Origin of the sequence: Sphingopyxis sp. (genome assembly GCF_036261875.1) — a bacterium.
GTDB lineage: Bacteria > Pseudomonadota > Alphaproteobacteria > Sphingomonadales > Sphingomonadaceae > Sphingopyxis.
Genome location: NZ_DATAJZ010000034.1, coordinates 164,572 through 181,098 on the forward strand (window position 1 = coordinate 164,572; position 16,527 = coordinate 181,098).

The window sequence follows — 16,527 nt, forward strand, 5'->3', positions numbered from 1 at the left end:
GGTCTCGAAATCCTACGCCGTCCTGCATAGTTGAATGACCTCCGGTGGAGGTTTTCATGAGGAAATGGCATGAAACGCACGCGGCCGATCTGGGCCTGCGGACTGGCGGCCTTGCGCTGCTCGCTATCGGCTGGCCGGTCGCCGTCCGGCTGAATGACCTTGCGCTGGCGACATCGGCGCGCGATGCGACATTCTTCATGATGTTGCTTGCGGCGGCGGTTTTCCTTTGCGGAAGCGCGGGCAGCGCGCTGCTGTTTGTCGGCCCCGGACTCTGGGAGACTGTCGAGGTCTCCGAGCGCTGGCGGCGGCCGCCAAATCAAGACCGGTGATGAGGAATCTGCGGAAAAGACAAAGGTGGAGGCTACTCGGCAGCCGTCCTTGAGAGAGCGAGCCGTCGCTCTCGCTTAAGATGAAGTTCGGGCGCGACCATGAAGATGCTCGCGGACGGTTTCGAATACCTCGTCCCCGGTGGGCTGGAGGATATGCGCCTCGATGAGCCGCCCGGTCTCGGCATCGCTTATGCCTAGCCATGCCCTTACTATGTCGATGCTTTGTTCGCCCGCGAGGGGCGCCGGGCTCCAAGGGGGGCAGCTTTCGGACAGAAAGCGGGCCGCATGACGTTCGGAAATGACCGGCTCGGCCAGATAGGGGTGTTCGTCGATGCGAAAACTGTCGCGCTCGCGATAATAGGGAAAATCGGTCAACTCGGCGACGCGCAGCATGGGGGCTGCCGCGATCCCTTTTGCCTGAAGCTCCTTTGCCGCCGCCATTGCGTCCCGGCCTGCGATCGCCGTGGCGATATCGGCCAGATCGTTCTCGTCAGCGTCGACCGTGACGACGCACCATGCATCGTCGCCGGCTGTGGGAAAGACGGCAGAGACTTGCTCGCTGCGACGGTCCGGCGAGAGATAGGCGGCGAATTGCGCCAGCATCACCTCGGCCTGCGACACGCTCGCGCTGCCCCCGCGCCCCGTCCGTTCGCGCCGGACGAGCAGCGCGAGCGCGCCGAGGGCGCTGATGCGGCCGGCGACGTGGTCCGGGTAAACCGTCACCGCGTCGCTGAAACTTTCGGGATCGCCCGGATAGCGCCACATGTGCGTGAGGCCGGTCACGGCGCGGACAAGCGGGCCGTAACCGAGCCGCTTGGCCCAAGGGCCGGTCGGGCCGAAGGCCGAGCTGTCGGTCATGACGAGACGCGGGTTGATCGCCGCGAGCGTCGCGGCATCGAGGCCGAGCGAGTCGAGCGTCCCCGGCTTGAAATTCGACAGCAGCACATCGGCTTCGCGCACAAGATCGAGAAAGAGCGCGCGGCCGTCCTCCTGCCGCAGGTCCAGACCCAGGCTGCGCTTGTTGCGATGCCCCGCGGCAAAGCTGGCCGACAGGCCATAGGGGAGATAGGATTGCCGCGACCCGTCGGGGAAAGTGGCGCTCTCGATTTTCACGACATCGGCGCCGCCGTCGGCGAACATCCGGCCGGCTTCGGCGCCGACGACGATGACGCCGAGGTCGAGAACCTTGAGACCCTCGAACGGACGTGCGATCCCGGCATTGCCCAGTGTCGGCGCTTCACCCTCTACCCCTTCGCCGAACGGACCCATGCGAACGTCGTCGATCGTCAGCACGCCGTTCGCGACCAGCGCGCGTGTGCCATCGGGAAGGGATGCGTCGGTCAGGGCCTGCCGCGCCGCAACCTGCTCGCTTGCGGCGAATTCCGCAAAGCTCAGCAGGCCGGCGATCGGAACGCCATGCGCCTGACCTTCGGCCTCCAGCTCGGCGCGGGTGCGCAACCGGAAGAAATCGGCAAGCGCGGCCTGCAATTCGGCCGATTGCTGCCGCGTGCTGATCTTCATGAACTCGGGGCCGGCAAACGCCTCCGGCTCTCCCATCCAGCGGAACATGCCCTGCCATTGCCGCGGGGCGAGGATGCAGATGCGGACCTGTCCATCGATGCAGGGAAAGATCGGATATTGGGTTCCCTTGGCGGGGCGGTCGCGCGAGAGGAGATGGGTGGGGCGCCCCATCGTCGCGCTGCCGTTGACGCCGTATCCAGGATCGAGCGCCTGCATCGCGCCGTCGAGCGCCGAAAAATCGATGCGGTCGCCGCGTCCCGACCGCAACGCCTTGTACCAGGCGGCGAGCACGACATAGGCGCCCTGTGCCGCGGCGCATTGCCATGCGAGCTCGCCCGGCGGGAGCAGCGGCGGCCGGCCGCGAAGGCCCGATCGCGACAGGCTGCCCGACAGCGCGTGCAGCACGGCGTCGCTGGCTTTCCATTCGCTGAAACTGTTGCCCGTTCCGAAATTGCTGACGTGCATCAGGACGAGCGCCGGATGGCTGGCCAGCAGGGCGTCAGGATCGATCGCCGCCGAAGGGGACGACACGATGATGTGCGCGCGGCGAAGCAGGCTTTCATCCGGGGCGCCGGCGTGGACGATCTTTCCGGCATTGGCGGCAACGTCCGCAGCGTCTCCCGTCGCGGCGACGAAGCGGTCGACGCGCGCGCCGAGTTCGGCCAGATAGCGCGTGATCGGAGCGAGCGGCCCCTCGACGAGATCGACGACGCGCAGCCCCGACAGTGGGCGATCGGCGCTCATGCCGGGTTGCGCGGAAATTGCGGCAGGCCGGCGGGGATCTCGACCCACGGCAGCGCCGACGAGGTCCAGACGTGGATGGCGGGGACGAACCGGCCCGGATCGTCGGCAGTGCCCGCCTTGACGATCGCCACCTTGGGCGAAGCCGCCGACAGCGAGCGGATCGGCGATCCGCACGTCGCGCAGAATTGTCGCAGCACCGGCTGGCCGCTTTCGGTGTCGCGATCCTCCCACGTCGCGACGTCGCCCGTCATCCGCATCGCCTCGTCGCGGACGACGACATTGACCGAAAAGGCGCTGCCCGACTGGCGGCGGCAATTGCTGCAATGGCAAACGGCGACGGCGAGCGGATCGCCCGTCAGACGGTACCGGACGGCGCCGCAATTGCAGCCGCCTTCGATTTCGGACATCGCTCGCTCTCCCGCTTCGTTTTTCGTGCTTGCGCTTTTATCTAACGTCGTTAGTTTGTAAAGACGCAGATGACAATGGAGCCGACATGGATCGGCCGCACAAGAGGGCAGAGGCAGATGAGCGACGAATTTGCGATGACCATCGACGGCCGCGCGGCCGGGGCTAAGGCGGCGATCGACGTGCTCAACCCCGCGACGGGCGAGGTGTTCGCGTCCGCGCCTGATGCCGATGCCGCCGATCTCGATGCCGCGGTTACGGCCGCGACCCGCGCCTTTCCGGCGTGGCGCGACACGCCGATCGCCGAGCGCAAGGCCTGCCTGACAAAAGCTGCCGAGGCGATCGAGGCCCATGCCGATGAACTCGCGGCGCTGTTCGTGAAGGAACAGGGGCGGCCGTTTCCCGGCGCGAAGGCCGAAATCCTCGGCGCCGCGATGTGGATGAAGGCAACGACGATGCTCGACATCCCCGTCGATGTCACCGAGGATTCGGATACGCGGCGGATCGAGATCCATCATGTGCCGCTGGGGGTGGTATGCGGCATCGTGCCATGGAACTTCCCGGTGCTGCTGGCCTCCTGGAAGATCGGTCCGGCGCTGATGGCCGGCAACACGCTGGTGCTGAAACCTTCGCCTTTCACGCCGCTTTGCACGCTGCGCATCGGCGAACTTGTTCGCGACATCTTCCCGGCGGGCGTGATCAACATCATCAGCGGCGGCGACGCGCTCGGCCCGCTGATGACCGCGCATCCGGGCTTTGCGAAGATCAGCTTCACCGGATCGACTGCGACCGGGCGCCGCGTGATGGAATCGGCGGCGAAGGATTTGAAGCGCATCACGCTCGAACTCGGCGGCAACGACGCCGCGATCGTGCTGCCCGACGTCGATGTCGACGCCGTCGCGGCGCAACTGTTCGAGGGCGCCTTCCATAACACCGCACAGGTCTGCGTCGCGACGAAGCGGCTCTATATTCACGCCGACATCTATGATCGGCTGCGCGACCGGTTGCACCAGCTTGCGAGGGACCTGCCCGTCGGCGACGGGGCGGAGCAGGGCAACCGCTACGGCCCGATCCAGAACGAGCCGCAATATCGCCGCGTTCTCGCGCTGCTCGACGATGCACGCGCCAATGGGCTGACCTTGCTCGAAGGCGGTCCGGTCCCCGAGAAAGGCTATTTCGTGCCGCTGACCCTCGTCGACAATCCGCCCGAGGATAGCCGCGTCGTCGTCGAGGAAGCCTTCGGCCCGGTGCTGCCGCTGCTCAAGTTCATCGACATCGACGATGTCGTCGCGCGCGCGAACGACAGCGACTATGGCCTCGCGGGCGCGGTCTGGTCGGCCGACGTCGAGGCGGCGACCGCGATCGCGCATCGGCTCGACACCGGCACCGTCTGGATCAACCAGAATCTCCAGTCGACGCCCTTCACGCCGCTCGCGGGCGCGAAGCAGTCGGGCTTCGGGCAGGAAAATGGCGTCCCCGGCCTGCTCGAATTCACCCGGCCCAAGGCGATCTTCATTCCGAAAGCGGCCTGAGCCGATGCAACTCGGCGCGCAAGACGAAAATTTCCGCGAAGAGGTTCGCGCCTTCTTCGCGGCCGAACTCACGCCCGAGCTTCGCCGGGCCGGCAAGCTGATGACCAGCGTCTATGCAGACCATGAGTCGCAAATGGCATGGCAAGCGAAACTCCATGCGAAGGGCTGGGCGGCGCCCGCCTGGCCGGTCCGATATGGCGGCTGCGACTGGAGTGTCGTCCAGCACCATATCTTCGCGAGCGAGCGCATCCGCGCGGGCGCGCCGCCGGTATCGCCGATGGGGATCAAGATGTGCGGCCCCGCGATCATCGGCTTTGGCACCGAGGAGCAGAAGGCTTTTTTCCTGCCGCGGATGCTGAGCGGCGAGCATGTCTGGTGCCAGGGCTATTCGGAGCCCGGCGCCGGATCGGACCTCGCCGCGCTGCAGATGAAGGCGGTGCGCGACGGGGATGATTTCGTCTGCACCGGCACGAAGATATGGACGACGCACGCCCATGTCGCGAACTGGATTTTCTGCCTGGTCCGCACCGCGAAGAGTGAACGCAAGCAGCAGGGGATCACCTTCCTGCTGATCGACATGACGTCGCCGGGGATCGAGGTGCGTCCGATCGTCATGGCGTCGGGCGAGCATATCCAGAACCAGATCTTCTTCGACAATGTCCGGGTGCCGGTGACGAACGTGCTCGGCGAGATCGACAAGGGCTGGACCGTCGCCAAATATCTGCTCGAATTCGAACGCGGCGGCAGCGCCTATGCGCCTGAGATCGAGGTTGCACTCGATGAACTGGCCGGGCAGGTCGCCGCGCAGCCTGCGGGCCATGCGCGCGCCTTGCTCGAAGTCCGCATCGCCGAGGCGCGTATCCGCTGCGACATTCTGGCGCGGCTCGAAAGCGACATTCTCTCACGGCTGTCGGCGGGCGCGCCGACCGGTGCCGATGCGTCGATGATGAAGATCCTCGGCACCGAATTGCAGCAGCGCGTCACCGAACTCGCGCTCGAAGCCGCGGGGCCGCTCGCCCGCGCCTTTCAGCCCGGCGTCGCGATGCCCGGCGGGCCGATCCCCGGCCACGGCCTCGATGATTATTGCAGCGGCGAGGTGTGGCAGGCGATCGCGCCGCTCCATTATCTCAACGAGCGCGCGAGCAGCATCTATGCCGGGACCAACGAGATTCAGCGCAACATATTGGCGAAGGCGGAACTGGGACTTTAGCTCAGCGCCATATAGCGCGCGAGATGCTCGTCGCGCGTGCCGAACTCGCTCTCGATTACCGTTAGCCGCTTGAACAGCGCCGACACCGGCAATTCCTCGGTCATTCCCATGCCGCCGTGCAACTGCACCGCATTCTGTCCGACGAAGCGCCCGGCGTCGGCGATGGTGACCTTGGCCGCGCTGACCGCCCTCGCGCGTTCGGCCGCGTCGAGGTCGAGCGCATCGGCGGCAAGGGCCGCGGCGGCCGAGGCGCGGCGCGCCTCGATATGCATATCGACCAGCCGGTGCTGGACGACCTGAAAGCGCGCGATGCTTTGCCCGAACTGTTCGCGCTGGACGCTATAGTCGCGCGTGTCGGCGACGAGGCGCGCCATGATCGCCGCGGCTTCGGCCGCAATGCCGGCCGCGCCGATGTCGCGGATTTGGGTGATGTCGTCGGGGTCGAGCAGCAGCCTGGCGCCGGGGGGCACGGTGACATCGTCGAGCAGCAGGTCCGCGGCGCGGCGTCCGTCGATCGTCGGATAGGCCTTCATCGCCAGCGCCTCGCGCGCGATTACGAAGGCTGCGGCGCCATCGTCCGTCGCGGCGGTGACGATCACCGCATCGGCTTCGGCCGCGCCGATGGCGAGCAGCTTGCCGCCCGACAGGCGCCAGCCCGCGGCGCCCGTTTCGGCGCGTGCGGGCTCGCGGTCGTCGATCCATGCGAAGGCAAGCTTCGCTTCGCCCGATGCGACGCGCGGCAGCCAATGCGCTGCATGATCGCCGCCCGACCGGTCGAGCAGGGCGCCGGCGAGCAGCACGCATTCGAGATAGGGCAGGGCAATGCCGCGCGGACCGAGGGTTTCGAGCACGGCAAAGCCGTCACGTGACGGCAGGCCAAGCCCGCCATGCGCCTCGGCGAAGGGCAGGCCCAGCACGCCGGCATCGGCAAGCGCCGCCCAGCCGACCTCGCCGGATTTCAGCCGGTCGAACCGGGCATCGAGAGCGTCCTTATAGTCCATCTCAACCTGCTTTCGCTTGCGGCGCATCGCGCAGGATGATGTCGGCGGCGCGCCAGGCCATCGCCATCGTTGGTCCATTGGTATTGCCCGACGGAATCGCGGGCATTACCGAGGTGTCGATCACGCGCAGCCGCTCGACGCCGCGCACGCGGAGCGCCGGATCGACGACCGAATCCTTATCCTTGCCCATCCTGCAGCTGCCGACCGCATGATAGCCGCAGGTGCCGAAGCGATCATAGGCATCGAGGATTTCGGCGTCGGTGCCGAACGCAGGCCCCGGCATCGTCTCCTCCGCGATCATGGCGGCGAGCGGTGCCTGCTTCGCATACGCGCGCATCATCCGCACCGCGCCGATCATCGCGGCGCGGTCCTCTTCGGTTGCACGATAATTGGGTTTGAAGCTCGCCGCGACATCAGGGTCGCGCGTCGCGATATGGATGCTGCCGTGCGAGGTGGGGCGCAGCGGATAGATGACCGCGTTCATGCCCGGATGCTTCTCGAGCTGCGTGCGCTGCGTCGCCATGTCGAAACTGAAGGGCGCGATCAGCATCTGGGCGTCGGGACGGTTCAGTCCTGGCCGCGTCTTGAACCAGCCGCCGATTTCATAGGCGGCGGCCGACATCGGCCCGTCGCCGGTGAGGTAATATTGCAGCGTCGCGAGCAGCAGGCGCCAGCCGCCGAAGACGCGGTTCTGCGACAGCGCCTCCTTCGTCAGCTTCCATTGCATGATGATGCCGCGATGCTCGATCAGCCCTTCGCCGACCTGGGGGTTGTGATGGACGAGCGGGATGTCGAGCGCGGCGAGGCGGTCCTGGTCGCCAATGCCCGAACGTTCGAGGATCGCCGGGCTGGCCATCGCGCCGCCGCAGACGATGATCTCGTGCGCCGCGTCGATCGTCTCGCGCATGCCATTGTGGAGCAGTTCCACCCCGACCGCGCGTGTACCGTCGAAGATCACGCGGTCGACGGTGCGGTCGGTCAGCACGGTCAGATTGGGCCGCTTCTCGGCTGGACGCAGAAAGGCCTGCGCGGCGCTCTGGCGCTTGCCCTTCCAGATCGTGCGCGGGGCATAGCCGATCGCGACCTGGTCGTCGGGTGCGTTGACGTCGGGCTTGTTGGTCCACCCCATCGCTTCGCCCGCCGCGACCTGCGCATCCGAAATCGGCAGCCGCTGCGTCGGCATCGAAATTTTCATCGGACCCGCATCACCGCGCGTCGCCGCGCCGCCGAGTTCGTGATTCTCCAGCGCGCGATAGGCCGCGCCGATATGCGTCCAGCTCCAATCATCGCTCGATTTCTCCGCGATCGCGTCGAAATCGGCGGGCTGGCCGCGCACATACATCATGCCGTTGACCGACGACGAGCCGCCGAGCACGCGCCCGCGCACCCAGGCTTCGGACTGGCCCGCGGTCGACGCCTCGGGCTCGCTCATATGAACCCAGAGGTGCTTCGGATCCTGCATCACCTTGGCAAGCCCCTTGGGCATCGCGATGAAGGGATGGCGGTCGCGCGGACCCGCTTCGATCAGCGCGACTCTGATCGCGGGATTCTCCGACAATCGATAGGCGAGAACGCACCCCGCCGCGCCGGCCCCGCAGATGACATAGTCGAAATCCATCCTCATTATCCCTCGATTTCGGCCGCTTTTGCAGCGCTCTCGCAGTCCTCATAAAAAACTATTGTCATTAGGTAAAGGGTGGAATAGGCTATGCCCGACAATAAGGAGAGGAATCTGCAAATGAGCGATGTTGCAGACATTGCGCGGCCCGCCCGCAAGCTGACGACTTTGGCCAACCTGACGCCCAGCCAGATCGCGGCGATCCGCAAGATCCCGGCCGAGAAGGACGCGGTCGTCGTCCCCTTCGGTGCGACCCGGCCCAATGCGATCTTCACCGGGCGCGAGCGATTCGATCTCGAACAGGAAAAAATCTTTCGCCGCTATCCGGTTCCGGTCACCGTGTCGGCGCTGCTCGAACCCGGCAGCGTCGTCGCGAACGACAGCTACGGCTTTCCGATGCTCGTCTCGCGCACCCGCGACGGCACGATCAAAGCCTTCATCAATGCCTGTCAGCACAAGGGGTCGAAGATCATCGAGGATTGTGCGGTTCACAAGCAGAGCCGGATGACCTGTCCCTATCACGCCTGGACCTATGGCATCGACGGCAAGCTGATCGGCGTGTCGCGTAGCGAGGCCTTTCAGGATCTCGACAAGAGCAAGCGCGGACTCGTCGAGCTCGAAGCACGCGAGTGGGGCGGCATCGTCTATGTCCAGCTCAACCGCGATATTCCGGCCGACTGGTCCAACCTGTCGGAACAGGTCGCCGAGGATTTTGCCGCGCTCGGGATTCCGTCGGCGCATGTCTATGGCCGCAAGACCTTCGATCTCAAGGCCAACTGGAAAATGGTGCTCGAACCCTTTCTCGAAGGCTATCATGTCCAGCGACTGCACGCGGCGTCGATCGGCGACAAGTTTCAGGACGCCCCCAATATCGTCGACATGTTCGGGCCGAATATCCGGCAGGTGTCGGGGCGCATCGGCTATGTCCCCGAAATGCTCGACGAGGATCCGGCGGCGAACGTCCACAAGCTCGTCACCCACGCCTATACGGCTTTCCCGAACTGCGTTCTGGTGACGAGCCAATATTATACCAGCGTCATGCTGCTGATGCCGCGCGGCCCCGATCGCACGACGGTCGAATATTTCATGCTGACGCCTGAGGTCGCCACGACCCCCAAGGCCGAGGAGGTGTTCGCGCGCTCCTATGAGCTGATCCTCGGGGTCTTCGGCGGAGAGGATTTCCGGGCGGCCGAGATCAGCCAGCAGGGCCTCAATGCAGGTGTGCCGGAGGAAACCGTCTATTGCGGGCTCGAGACCAATATCGTGCGCTATTATGAAGCGATCGAAGCGCTTCTGTGATCGTTGAACCGGCGACAGACCGGATGGAGAGGGATTGATGGCGCAGACATTGTCCAGCGCGCTGGCCTGGTGGGCACGGATGCGGCCCGAACAGCCGGCCGTGGTGCTCGGCGGCGACCGGCTGAGCTATGGCGATTACAAGGCGTGGTCGGATCGTGTTGCCGCGATGCTGGAGGCCGACGGGCTGAAGCCCGGCGATCGCGTCGCGATCTGCTCGACGAACAGCCTCGCCTATTGCGCGTTGATCATGGGGATCATCCGCGCGGGCGGGATCGTCAATCCGGTCAATTTCCGCTTCACCCCGCGCGAAATTCGCGAACTTTGCGAGACGACCGAGCCGCGCTTCGCCTTCGCCGCGCCCGACTTTGCGGCCAATGTCGCGGCGGCGGGTCTGACGCCCCGGCCGATGGCCGAGGTCGAGGCCCTGCGTCACGGCGCCCCCGCTTCGCCCGCGCATGATCCGGCGCCCGATGCTCCCGTCGTCATCATCGCGACGAGCGGGTCGACGGCGAAGCCGAAGGGCGTCGTCTTCACCAACCGTTCGATGACTGCCTATGCCGCCTGTTGGTCGCTCGAGGAGCCGTCCTCTTCGGCGGGCGCGCGGATCATCAGCCTCGCGCCGCTCAACACGTCGGCGGGCTTCGTCCAGCTCGTCCATTATACGACGCAGGGCTGCACCATCTTCATGGAACCCGCCTTCGTTCCCGACGCGATCCTGCGATTGATCGAGGATGAGAAGATCAATTGCTTCGGTGCGGTACCGACCTTCTTCGAGGCGATCGCGCGCTGCCCCGGTTTCGCCGACGCCGACCTGTCGTCGATCCGCCTAGCCACCGCCGGCGGCGCGCGGGTCAGCCGGCAGCTTCTTGATAGCTGGAAGGCGAAGGGGATCACGATCCGCCAGATCTATGGCCAGACCGAGGTCGGCGGCAACGTCACGATGATGCCCGAGCATCTGGCGATGGACGAGCCCGAGAAATGCGGCTGGGGCGGCATCTTCATGGAGGTGCGCGTGCTGCGCCCCGACGGCAGCCCCTGCGACCCCGGCGAGCCGGGCGAGATCGTCATGCGCTCGCCGGGCATGATGCAGGGCTATTGGCGCAACCCGCAAGAGACGGCGAAGGCGATCCGCGACGGCTGGCTCTGGTCGGGCGACATCGGGATGCTCGACGAGCGCGGCCTGCTGACCTTCGTCGACCGGATGAAGGACCTGATCATCTCGGGCGGGCTCAATATCTCGGCCGCCGAGGTCGAGCGGGTGGTGTGCGAATTTCCCGGCATCGTCGAGGCGCTGGCGATCGCCGCGCCCGATCCCAAGTTCGGGGAGACGCCGTTCGTCGTCTATCATGGCGCGGCCGAGGTCGACGTCGCGGCGCTGATCGATCACTGCAACACCAATCTCTCGAATTACAAGGTGCCGCGCTACGTCGCTTTTTCGGCCGACCCGCTGCCGCGGCTGGCCACCGGCAAATTGTCCAAACCCGCGGTGCGCGAGCTTTATGCCCGCGCCCACGAGACGATGGAGCGCGTGCGATGAGGAGCCCGACATGACCGCCCTGGACCACGCCGCCCCCTCGGTGCCGCCGCATATCCCGGCGCATCTCGTCTTCGATTTCGACATCTATGCCGATCCGCGCATCGGCGAGGATGTGCAGGGGACTTACGCGGCCGCGCTCGCCGATGCGCCCGACATCTTCTGGACGCGGCGCAACGGCGGACACTGGATCGTCAAGAGCTTCGATGCGATCAGCAGGATCGTCCTCGATCCCGAGCATTTCTCGGTGCGCGAGATGCAGATTCCGCGGGTCGAGAATCCGCCCTTCTTCATCCCGCTCAGCCTCGATCCGCCCGAGAATCTGCCCTATCGCAAGGCGATGATGCCGATGTTCGGGCCGACCGCGATCAAGGCGCTCGAACCGCGCATCCGCGAATGGGCGGTCGAACTGGTCGAGGGCATCGCCGTGAAAGGCGCCTGCGATTTCCAGGCCGATGTGGCGAAACTGTTCCCCGTCAGCGTCTTCATGGAACTGATGGGCATGGACCTGTCGCGCCTCGGCGATTTCCGCGCGCTGGCCGAAGCCTTTTTCTCGGCCCAGAACGACGAGGCCGAGATGGGACGGCTCAGCGCCGCAATCCTCGGCGAGATGAAGGCGCTGATCGAGGCGAAGAAGGCGGCGCCCGACGACAAGCTGATGTCGCATTTCATCGCCGTCGATGTCGGCGGGCGCACGATGAGCGACGACGAAATCCTGGCGATGAGCTTCGTCCTCTTTCTCGGCGGCATGGACACGGTGACCAACGTCACCGGCTTCGCCTTTCAGCAGCTCGCGCGGATGCCCGACGTGCAGGCGCGGCTGGCCGCCGACCCGTCGCTGATTTCCGCTTTCGTGAACGAAGCGCTGCGCCTCTATGGCGTCGTCAACACGCCCCGGCTCGTGGTGAAGGATCAGCAGATCGGCGAAGCGCAATTCCGCGAGGGCGAGATGGTGCTCAACATCCTCTGTCTCGGCAGCCGCGATCCGGCGAAATATGACGCCCCCGACCTCTTCGATCTCGACCGCAAGAACAGCGCGCACCTGACCTTCTCGTCGGGGCCGCATCTGTGCGTCGGGCACGTCCTCGGCCGTGCAGAGCTGCGCATCCTGACCGAGGAGTGGGTGAAGCGCATCCCCACCTTCCGCGCGACGCCGGGCGAACGCCATGCCTTTCGCATCGGTACGGTGATGGCGCTCGAAACGCTGCCCCTCGAATGGACGGCGGCGGTTTGAGATGAATATCAACGACGGCGCCGACGCGCCCTACTGGAACGGATTGGCCGAAGGGCGGCTGCTGCTCCCGCGCTGCGGCGGCTGCGGCGAATGGCTGTGGCCCGCATTGAGCCGCTGCGGGACGTGCGGCAGCGAAGAGATCCAATGGGTCGAGCGGGCGATGGCGGGCGCGATCTTTTCGTGGACCCGGACGTGGCACCGCTTCGGCTTCACCGAAAGCCTCGACCTGCCGTTCGTCTCGATCGTCGCGACGGTCGACGATTGCGGCATCCGCTTGCTCGGACGCCTCGACGATCCCGACCAGATCGACCCGCTGATCGGCGAAGCGATCACGGGCCGGGTCGGCGCGACGCGCGTCGAAGGCCGCGACATTCCCACGATTATCTGGAGCCGCGGCTGATGCATCCGCTTTATGGAACCACCGCGGTCGCGGGCATCGGGATGCGCCAGTATCGGCGCGGCGCCTCGCCGCTGCCCGAGCAGGGCGTGCTGGCAGAGGCGATCCGCGCCGCCTGCGCCGATGCGGGCTTCGATCCGGCCGAGGTCGACGGCTTCGTCTCCTACGGCGACGACAAGAACGAGCCGGTGCGGGTGATGCCGGCGCTCGGCACGCGCGAGCTCAAATGGTCGAGCGTCGTCTGGGGCGGCGGCGGCGGCGGCGTCGCGGGCGCCTTCGGGCTCGCCGCGGCGGCGATTCTGTCGGGGCAGGCGAGCGCGGTCGTCGTCTTCCGCGCGCTGGTCGAGGGATCGAGCGGGCGCCTGTCGGCGGCGGTGATGGCGCACCATCTCAACGATCATATGCTCGCGGCGGGGATCGTCGCGCCGGCGCAGGTCTGCGCGATCCGCGCCAACCGGATGTACGAACATCATGGCGTGCCGCGATCGGTCGCCGAGGAACTGGTGCGCGCCTCCTATTATCACGGATCGCGTAACCCCGAGGCGGTGGCCTATCGGACCGAGCTCGATCTGGAAGAGATGCGGAGTTCGCGCTGGATCGCCGAGCCGTTCCGCCTGTTCGACTGCAGCCGCGAGAATGACGGCGCCGCCGCGTTCCTGATCGTGTCGGCCGAGCGCGCGCGCGACCTGAAGAAGCCGCCCGTCTATCTGCTCGGCTGCGCGAACGGCGCCGAGAAGGGGTGGGGGGATCTGCTCGAGAATGACGACGAAGCGCTCTATCCGACCGCGGGCTTTCGCCCGATCGCGCGGCGGCTCTATGCCGAGACCGGGCTTTTGCCAACCGACATCGACGTCGTCCAGCTTTACGAGAATTTCAGCGCGCAGGGCGTCGCCTCGCTGATCGATCACGGCTTCTGCACCTATGAGAATGTTGCCGAGGTCGTCCGCTTCGACAATCTGATCGCGCCGACCGGCAAGCTGCCGGTGAACACCGGAGGCGGCAATTTCGCGCAAGGCTTCATCCACGGCATCGGCACCGCCTATGAGGCGGTGAAGCAACTGCGCGGCGAGTCCGCCAATCCGGTGCCCGGCGCCCGGACCTGCCTGCTCGCGGGCGGCCCCGGCGCGCCGACGGTCAGCTCGGCGATCTTCGGAAACGAGGTGCCGTGAATCCCGTCAGGCCGTCGCGGGTTTGAGCGACTTGCCGACCGTGCCTTGATCGAGGCGTGCGCGCACTCCGGTCAGGAAGATGCGGAGCGATTCGACGAACAACGCCTCGTCGTCGAACGGGCTGTCGGCGATCGCCTTGGCGAGATTGGGATATTTGCCCGGATCGACAAAGGGCATCGGCGCGACGCCGCGGGCGCGAGCCGCCGCCTCGAACAGTGCGGTGCCATAGGTCAGCCGTTCGATCGCTTCGATCACGACAAGCTGGATCGATGTCGGAAAGGGTTCGTCGCGCGCCGCCCGGTCATAAGCGGCCAGCAGCATATGCTTGGGGAAATAGCGCAGGATCAGCGGCGCGGCGTTGGGATGCTTGAGCATCGCGCGGCGCGTCGAGACGCAGATGTCGATGATGCGCTCCTCATAGGATTCATCGCCGCTGTCCATCAGCGTGATGCGCACGAGCATGATGCGCGCGACTTCCTGAAGAAGCTCCGACTTGTCCTTGAAATGATGATAGAGCGAGGGCGGGCGGACGCCGAGCTTCTTGGCGACGAGACCGAGGCTCAGGGCCTCCAGCCCATGTTCGTCGATCACCTCGAGCGCGGCTTCGGCGGCATTGCTGCGCGAGATCAGCGGTTTGGATGGTCGTGCCAAAAGGATTTCCCCTGTTTCGGCCGCTCATGGCAGCAGCGGCGCGCAAGTGCCAGCCTAAAAGGAGTCGGTTTAGGGTTCATATTCCATCACCGCAGCATCAGGCCGCCATCGACGACGATGCTCTGGCCGGTGATGTAGGAGGCTTGCGGGGAGGCAAGGAACAGCGCCGCCGCCGCGACCTCGGCCGGGGTGCCGAAGCGGCGCACCGGGATCGCGCGCAATGTGTTGCCCGCCTTGCGTTCGTCGGCGCGGACCGCTGCCGTCATACGCGTTTCGATGAAGCCGGGGGCGACCAGGTTGACGCGCACGCCGTCGCGCGCCCACTGGTCGGCAACCGCGCGGGTGAAGCCCAACAGGCCCGTCTTGCTCGCGGTATAGGCCGGCGCATAACCGATCGCGATGAAGCTGGCGCACGAGCCGACGTTGACGATCGCACCGCCGCGGTCGCGCAGGACCGGGTGGAAAAGATAGCAGAGTTCGGCGGCGGCGTTGAGGTTGACCTCGATCACGCGGCCATAGCCTTCCATCGAATATTCGTCGGGGTGCGCCTGGCCGGCATTGTTGACGAGAATGTCGATCGCACCCGCGGCCTCGACGAGTGCGGCGCGGTCGGCGGGCCGGTCGAGGCGAGCCTGTGCATAGGCGAAGCGCGACAGATCGTCCGGATATTCGCCCGCGCTCGGCCGCGTCCCGGTGACGATCACGTCGGCTCCGCTATCGGCGAACGCTTCCGCGATGCCCAGCCCGATCCCCTGCGTGCCGCCCGTCACCAGCGCGCGCTTGCCCTGAAAATCGAACCGGATCATCCTGCATCTCCCAAAATCATAAATCTATTGACGTTAGATAATGCGAAGCGCAGGCTTTTGGCAAGCAGGAGGGACAGGCAATGACCGGCAAGTTGAGGCGAACCGTCTTCGTGGCGCGCGATGGCGTCAGGCTGGTCGGCGACCGGGGGGGAAGCGCCGATGCCCCTGCGGTCATCCTGCTCCACGGCGGCGGGCAGACGCGGCATAGCTGGAGCCGCGCGGTCGAGCGGCTGCTCGCCGAAGGGTTTCAGGTCGTCAACTATGATGCGCGCGGGCATGGCGAGAGCGACTGGTCGCCCGAAGGCGCCTATCAACTGACCGACCGCGCCGACGATCTGGCGACGATCGCGGCGAATCTCGATGTGCCCTTCCTGCTCGTCGGCGCGTCGCTGGGCGGGGCGACGTCGATCGTCGCAATCGATCGTGGGCTCCGTCCATCCGGCCTCGTGCTCGTCGATATCGTGCCGGAGCCCGATCCGCGCGGCATCGGCCGCATCGTCTCCTTCATGCGCGACCATCTCGACGGTTTCGCCACCGTCGATGACGCCGCCGCGGCGGTCGCGGCCTATAATCCCCGGCACCGGGCGTCGGCGGACCACAGCGGCCTGATGAAGAATCTGCGCATGCGGCCGGACGGGCGGTTCCGCTGGCATTGGGACCCGCGAATCATCGCCGCCGCTCCCGAACATCATCATGCCGTCGTCCAGCACGCGGCGCGCTCGCTCGCCGGCCTGCCGAATCTGCCGGTGCTTCTGGTGCGCGGCCTTGCCAGCGACGTGGTGAGCGACGCCGGTATCGCCGCCTTTCGGGATATGCTGCCGCGGCTCGAACTGCTCGACGTGGCGGGAGCGGGGCATATGGTTGCCGGCGATCGCAACGATGCTTTCAACGACGGCGTGATCGGTTTCGCGCGGCGCATCCTGTCAGCCGATGCGCAGGCGGCGAAATAAAAATAATATATATCAAATATTTATATCTGCATCACAAAAACCTTACGGCGTTAATTTTCTCGATTGACATTAAATCTAATGAAGATAGGTTATTGCGCAAGGCCGCAGATGACGGCCCGTTTTGGAG

The 16,527-nt window shown here is 65.9% G+C and carries 15 protein-coding genes; 9 read left to right on the plus strand and 6 right to left on the minus strand.

The window, feature by feature from the left end; translation table 11 throughout:
* Nucleotides 1-56: 56 nt before the first annotated feature.
* Nucleotides 57-329, plus strand: coding sequence for a hypothetical protein (locus tag VHO04_RS15450; RefSeq protein ID WP_329629129.1), 273 nt, complete (start codon nucleotides 57-59; stop codon nucleotides 327-329).
* A 75-nt stretch (nucleotides 330-404) separates the two neighbouring features.
* On the opposite strand, the gene VHO04_RS15455 is transcribed toward VHO04_RS15450, so the two are convergent.
* The gene (locus tag VHO04_RS15455) at nucleotides 405-2,594 is read right to left on the minus strand and encodes a CoA transferase (RefSeq protein ID WP_329629130.1); all 2,190 of its coding nucleotides are present in this window, start codon (nucleotides 2,592-2,594) and stop codon (nucleotides 405-407) included.
* Nucleotides 2,591-3,001, minus strand: a complete 411-nt coding sequence (locus tag VHO04_RS15460; protein WP_329629131.1) for a GFA family protein — start codon at nucleotides 2,999-3,001, stop codon at nucleotides 2,591-2,593. Before VHO04_RS15460 ends, VHO04_RS15455 begins: the two co-directional genes overlap by 4 nt.
* Before the next feature lie 117 nt (nucleotides 3,002-3,118).
* Between VHO04_RS15460 and VHO04_RS15465 the strand changes: the two genes are divergently transcribed.
* The gene (locus tag VHO04_RS15465; protein ID WP_329629132.1) at nucleotides 3,119-4,531 is read left to right on the plus strand and encodes an aldehyde dehydrogenase family protein; all 1,413 of its coding nucleotides are present in this window, start codon (nucleotides 3,119-3,121) and stop codon (nucleotides 4,529-4,531) included.
* A 4-nt stretch (nucleotides 4,532-4,535) separates the two neighbouring features.
* Nucleotides 4,536-5,741, plus strand: a complete 1,206-nt coding sequence (locus VHO04_RS15470; protein WP_329629133.1) for an acyl-CoA dehydrogenase family protein — start codon at nucleotides 4,536-4,538, stop codon at nucleotides 5,739-5,741.
* Here VHO04_RS15470 and VHO04_RS15475 read toward each other — a convergent pair.
* Nucleotides 5,738-6,742, minus strand: coding sequence for an acyl-CoA dehydrogenase family protein (locus VHO04_RS15475; protein ID WP_329629134.1), 1,005 nt, complete (start codon nucleotides 6,740-6,742; stop codon nucleotides 5,738-5,740). The genes VHO04_RS15470 and VHO04_RS15475 overlap by 4 nt on opposite strands.
* Before the next feature lies 1 nt (nucleotide 6,743).
* A complete protein-coding gene (locus VHO04_RS15480; RefSeq protein WP_329629135.1) occupies nucleotides 6,744-8,360 on the minus strand; it encodes a GMC family oxidoreductase in 1,617 nt (538 codons plus the stop codon).
* 120 nt (nucleotides 8,361-8,480) lie between these two features.
* On the opposite strand from VHO04_RS15480, the gene VHO04_RS15485 reads away from it, so the two are divergent.
* Genes VHO04_RS15485 through VHO04_RS15505 form a run of 5 tightly spaced genes read left to right on the plus strand, consistent with a single transcriptional unit; the run spans nucleotide 8,481 to nucleotide 13,993 of the window.
* Nucleotides 8,481-9,659, plus strand: coding sequence for an aromatic ring-hydroxylating dioxygenase subunit alpha (locus tag VHO04_RS15485; protein WP_329629136.1), 1,179 nt, complete (start codon nucleotides 8,481-8,483; stop codon nucleotides 9,657-9,659).
* 37 nt (nucleotides 9,660-9,696) lie between these two features.
* Nucleotides 9,697-11,196 carry a class I adenylate-forming enzyme family protein gene (locus VHO04_RS15490; protein ID WP_329629137.1) on the plus strand — a complete coding sequence of 500 codons (1,500 nt, stop codon included), beginning with the start codon at nucleotides 9,697-9,699 and terminating at the stop codon, nucleotides 11,194-11,196.
* Nucleotides 11,197-11,206: 10 nt separating this feature from the next.
* Nucleotides 11,207-12,427, plus strand: a complete 1,221-nt coding sequence (locus VHO04_RS15495; protein WP_329629138.1) for a cytochrome P450 — start codon at nucleotides 11,207-11,209, stop codon at nucleotides 12,425-12,427.
* A 1-nt stretch (nucleotide 12,428) separates the two neighbouring features.
* The gene (locus VHO04_RS15500; protein ID WP_329629139.1) at nucleotides 12,429-12,827 is read left to right on the plus strand and encodes a Zn-ribbon domain-containing OB-fold protein; all 399 of its coding nucleotides are present in this window, start codon (nucleotides 12,429-12,431) and stop codon (nucleotides 12,825-12,827) included.
* Nucleotides 12,827-13,993, plus strand: a complete 1,167-nt coding sequence (locus VHO04_RS15505; protein ID WP_329629140.1) for a thiolase C-terminal domain-containing protein — start codon at nucleotides 12,827-12,829, stop codon at nucleotides 13,991-13,993. Before VHO04_RS15500 ends, VHO04_RS15505 begins: the two co-directional genes overlap by 1 nt.
* A 6-nt stretch (nucleotides 13,994-13,999) precedes the next feature.
* On the opposite strand, the gene VHO04_RS15510 is transcribed toward VHO04_RS15505, so the two are convergent.
* A complete protein-coding gene (locus VHO04_RS15510; RefSeq protein ID WP_329629141.1) occupies nucleotides 14,000-14,644 on the minus strand; it encodes a TetR/AcrR family transcriptional regulator in 645 nt (214 codons plus the stop codon).
* Between the two features lie 86 nt (nucleotides 14,645-14,730).
* A complete protein-coding gene (locus tag VHO04_RS15515) occupies nucleotides 14,731-15,450 on the minus strand; it encodes an SDR family NAD(P)-dependent oxidoreductase (RefSeq protein WP_329629142.1) in 720 nt (239 codons plus the stop codon).
* Nucleotides 15,451-15,530: 80 nt separating this feature from the next.
* Here VHO04_RS15515 and VHO04_RS15520 point away from each other — a divergent pair, with 80 nt between their 5' ends.
* Nucleotides 15,531-16,400: an alpha/beta hydrolase gene (locus tag VHO04_RS15520; RefSeq protein WP_329629143.1), complete on the plus strand. Its 870-nt coding sequence runs from the start codon at nucleotides 15,531-15,533 to the stop codon at nucleotides 16,398-16,400.
* The last annotated feature ends 127 nt before the right edge of the window (nucleotides 16,401-16,527 follow it).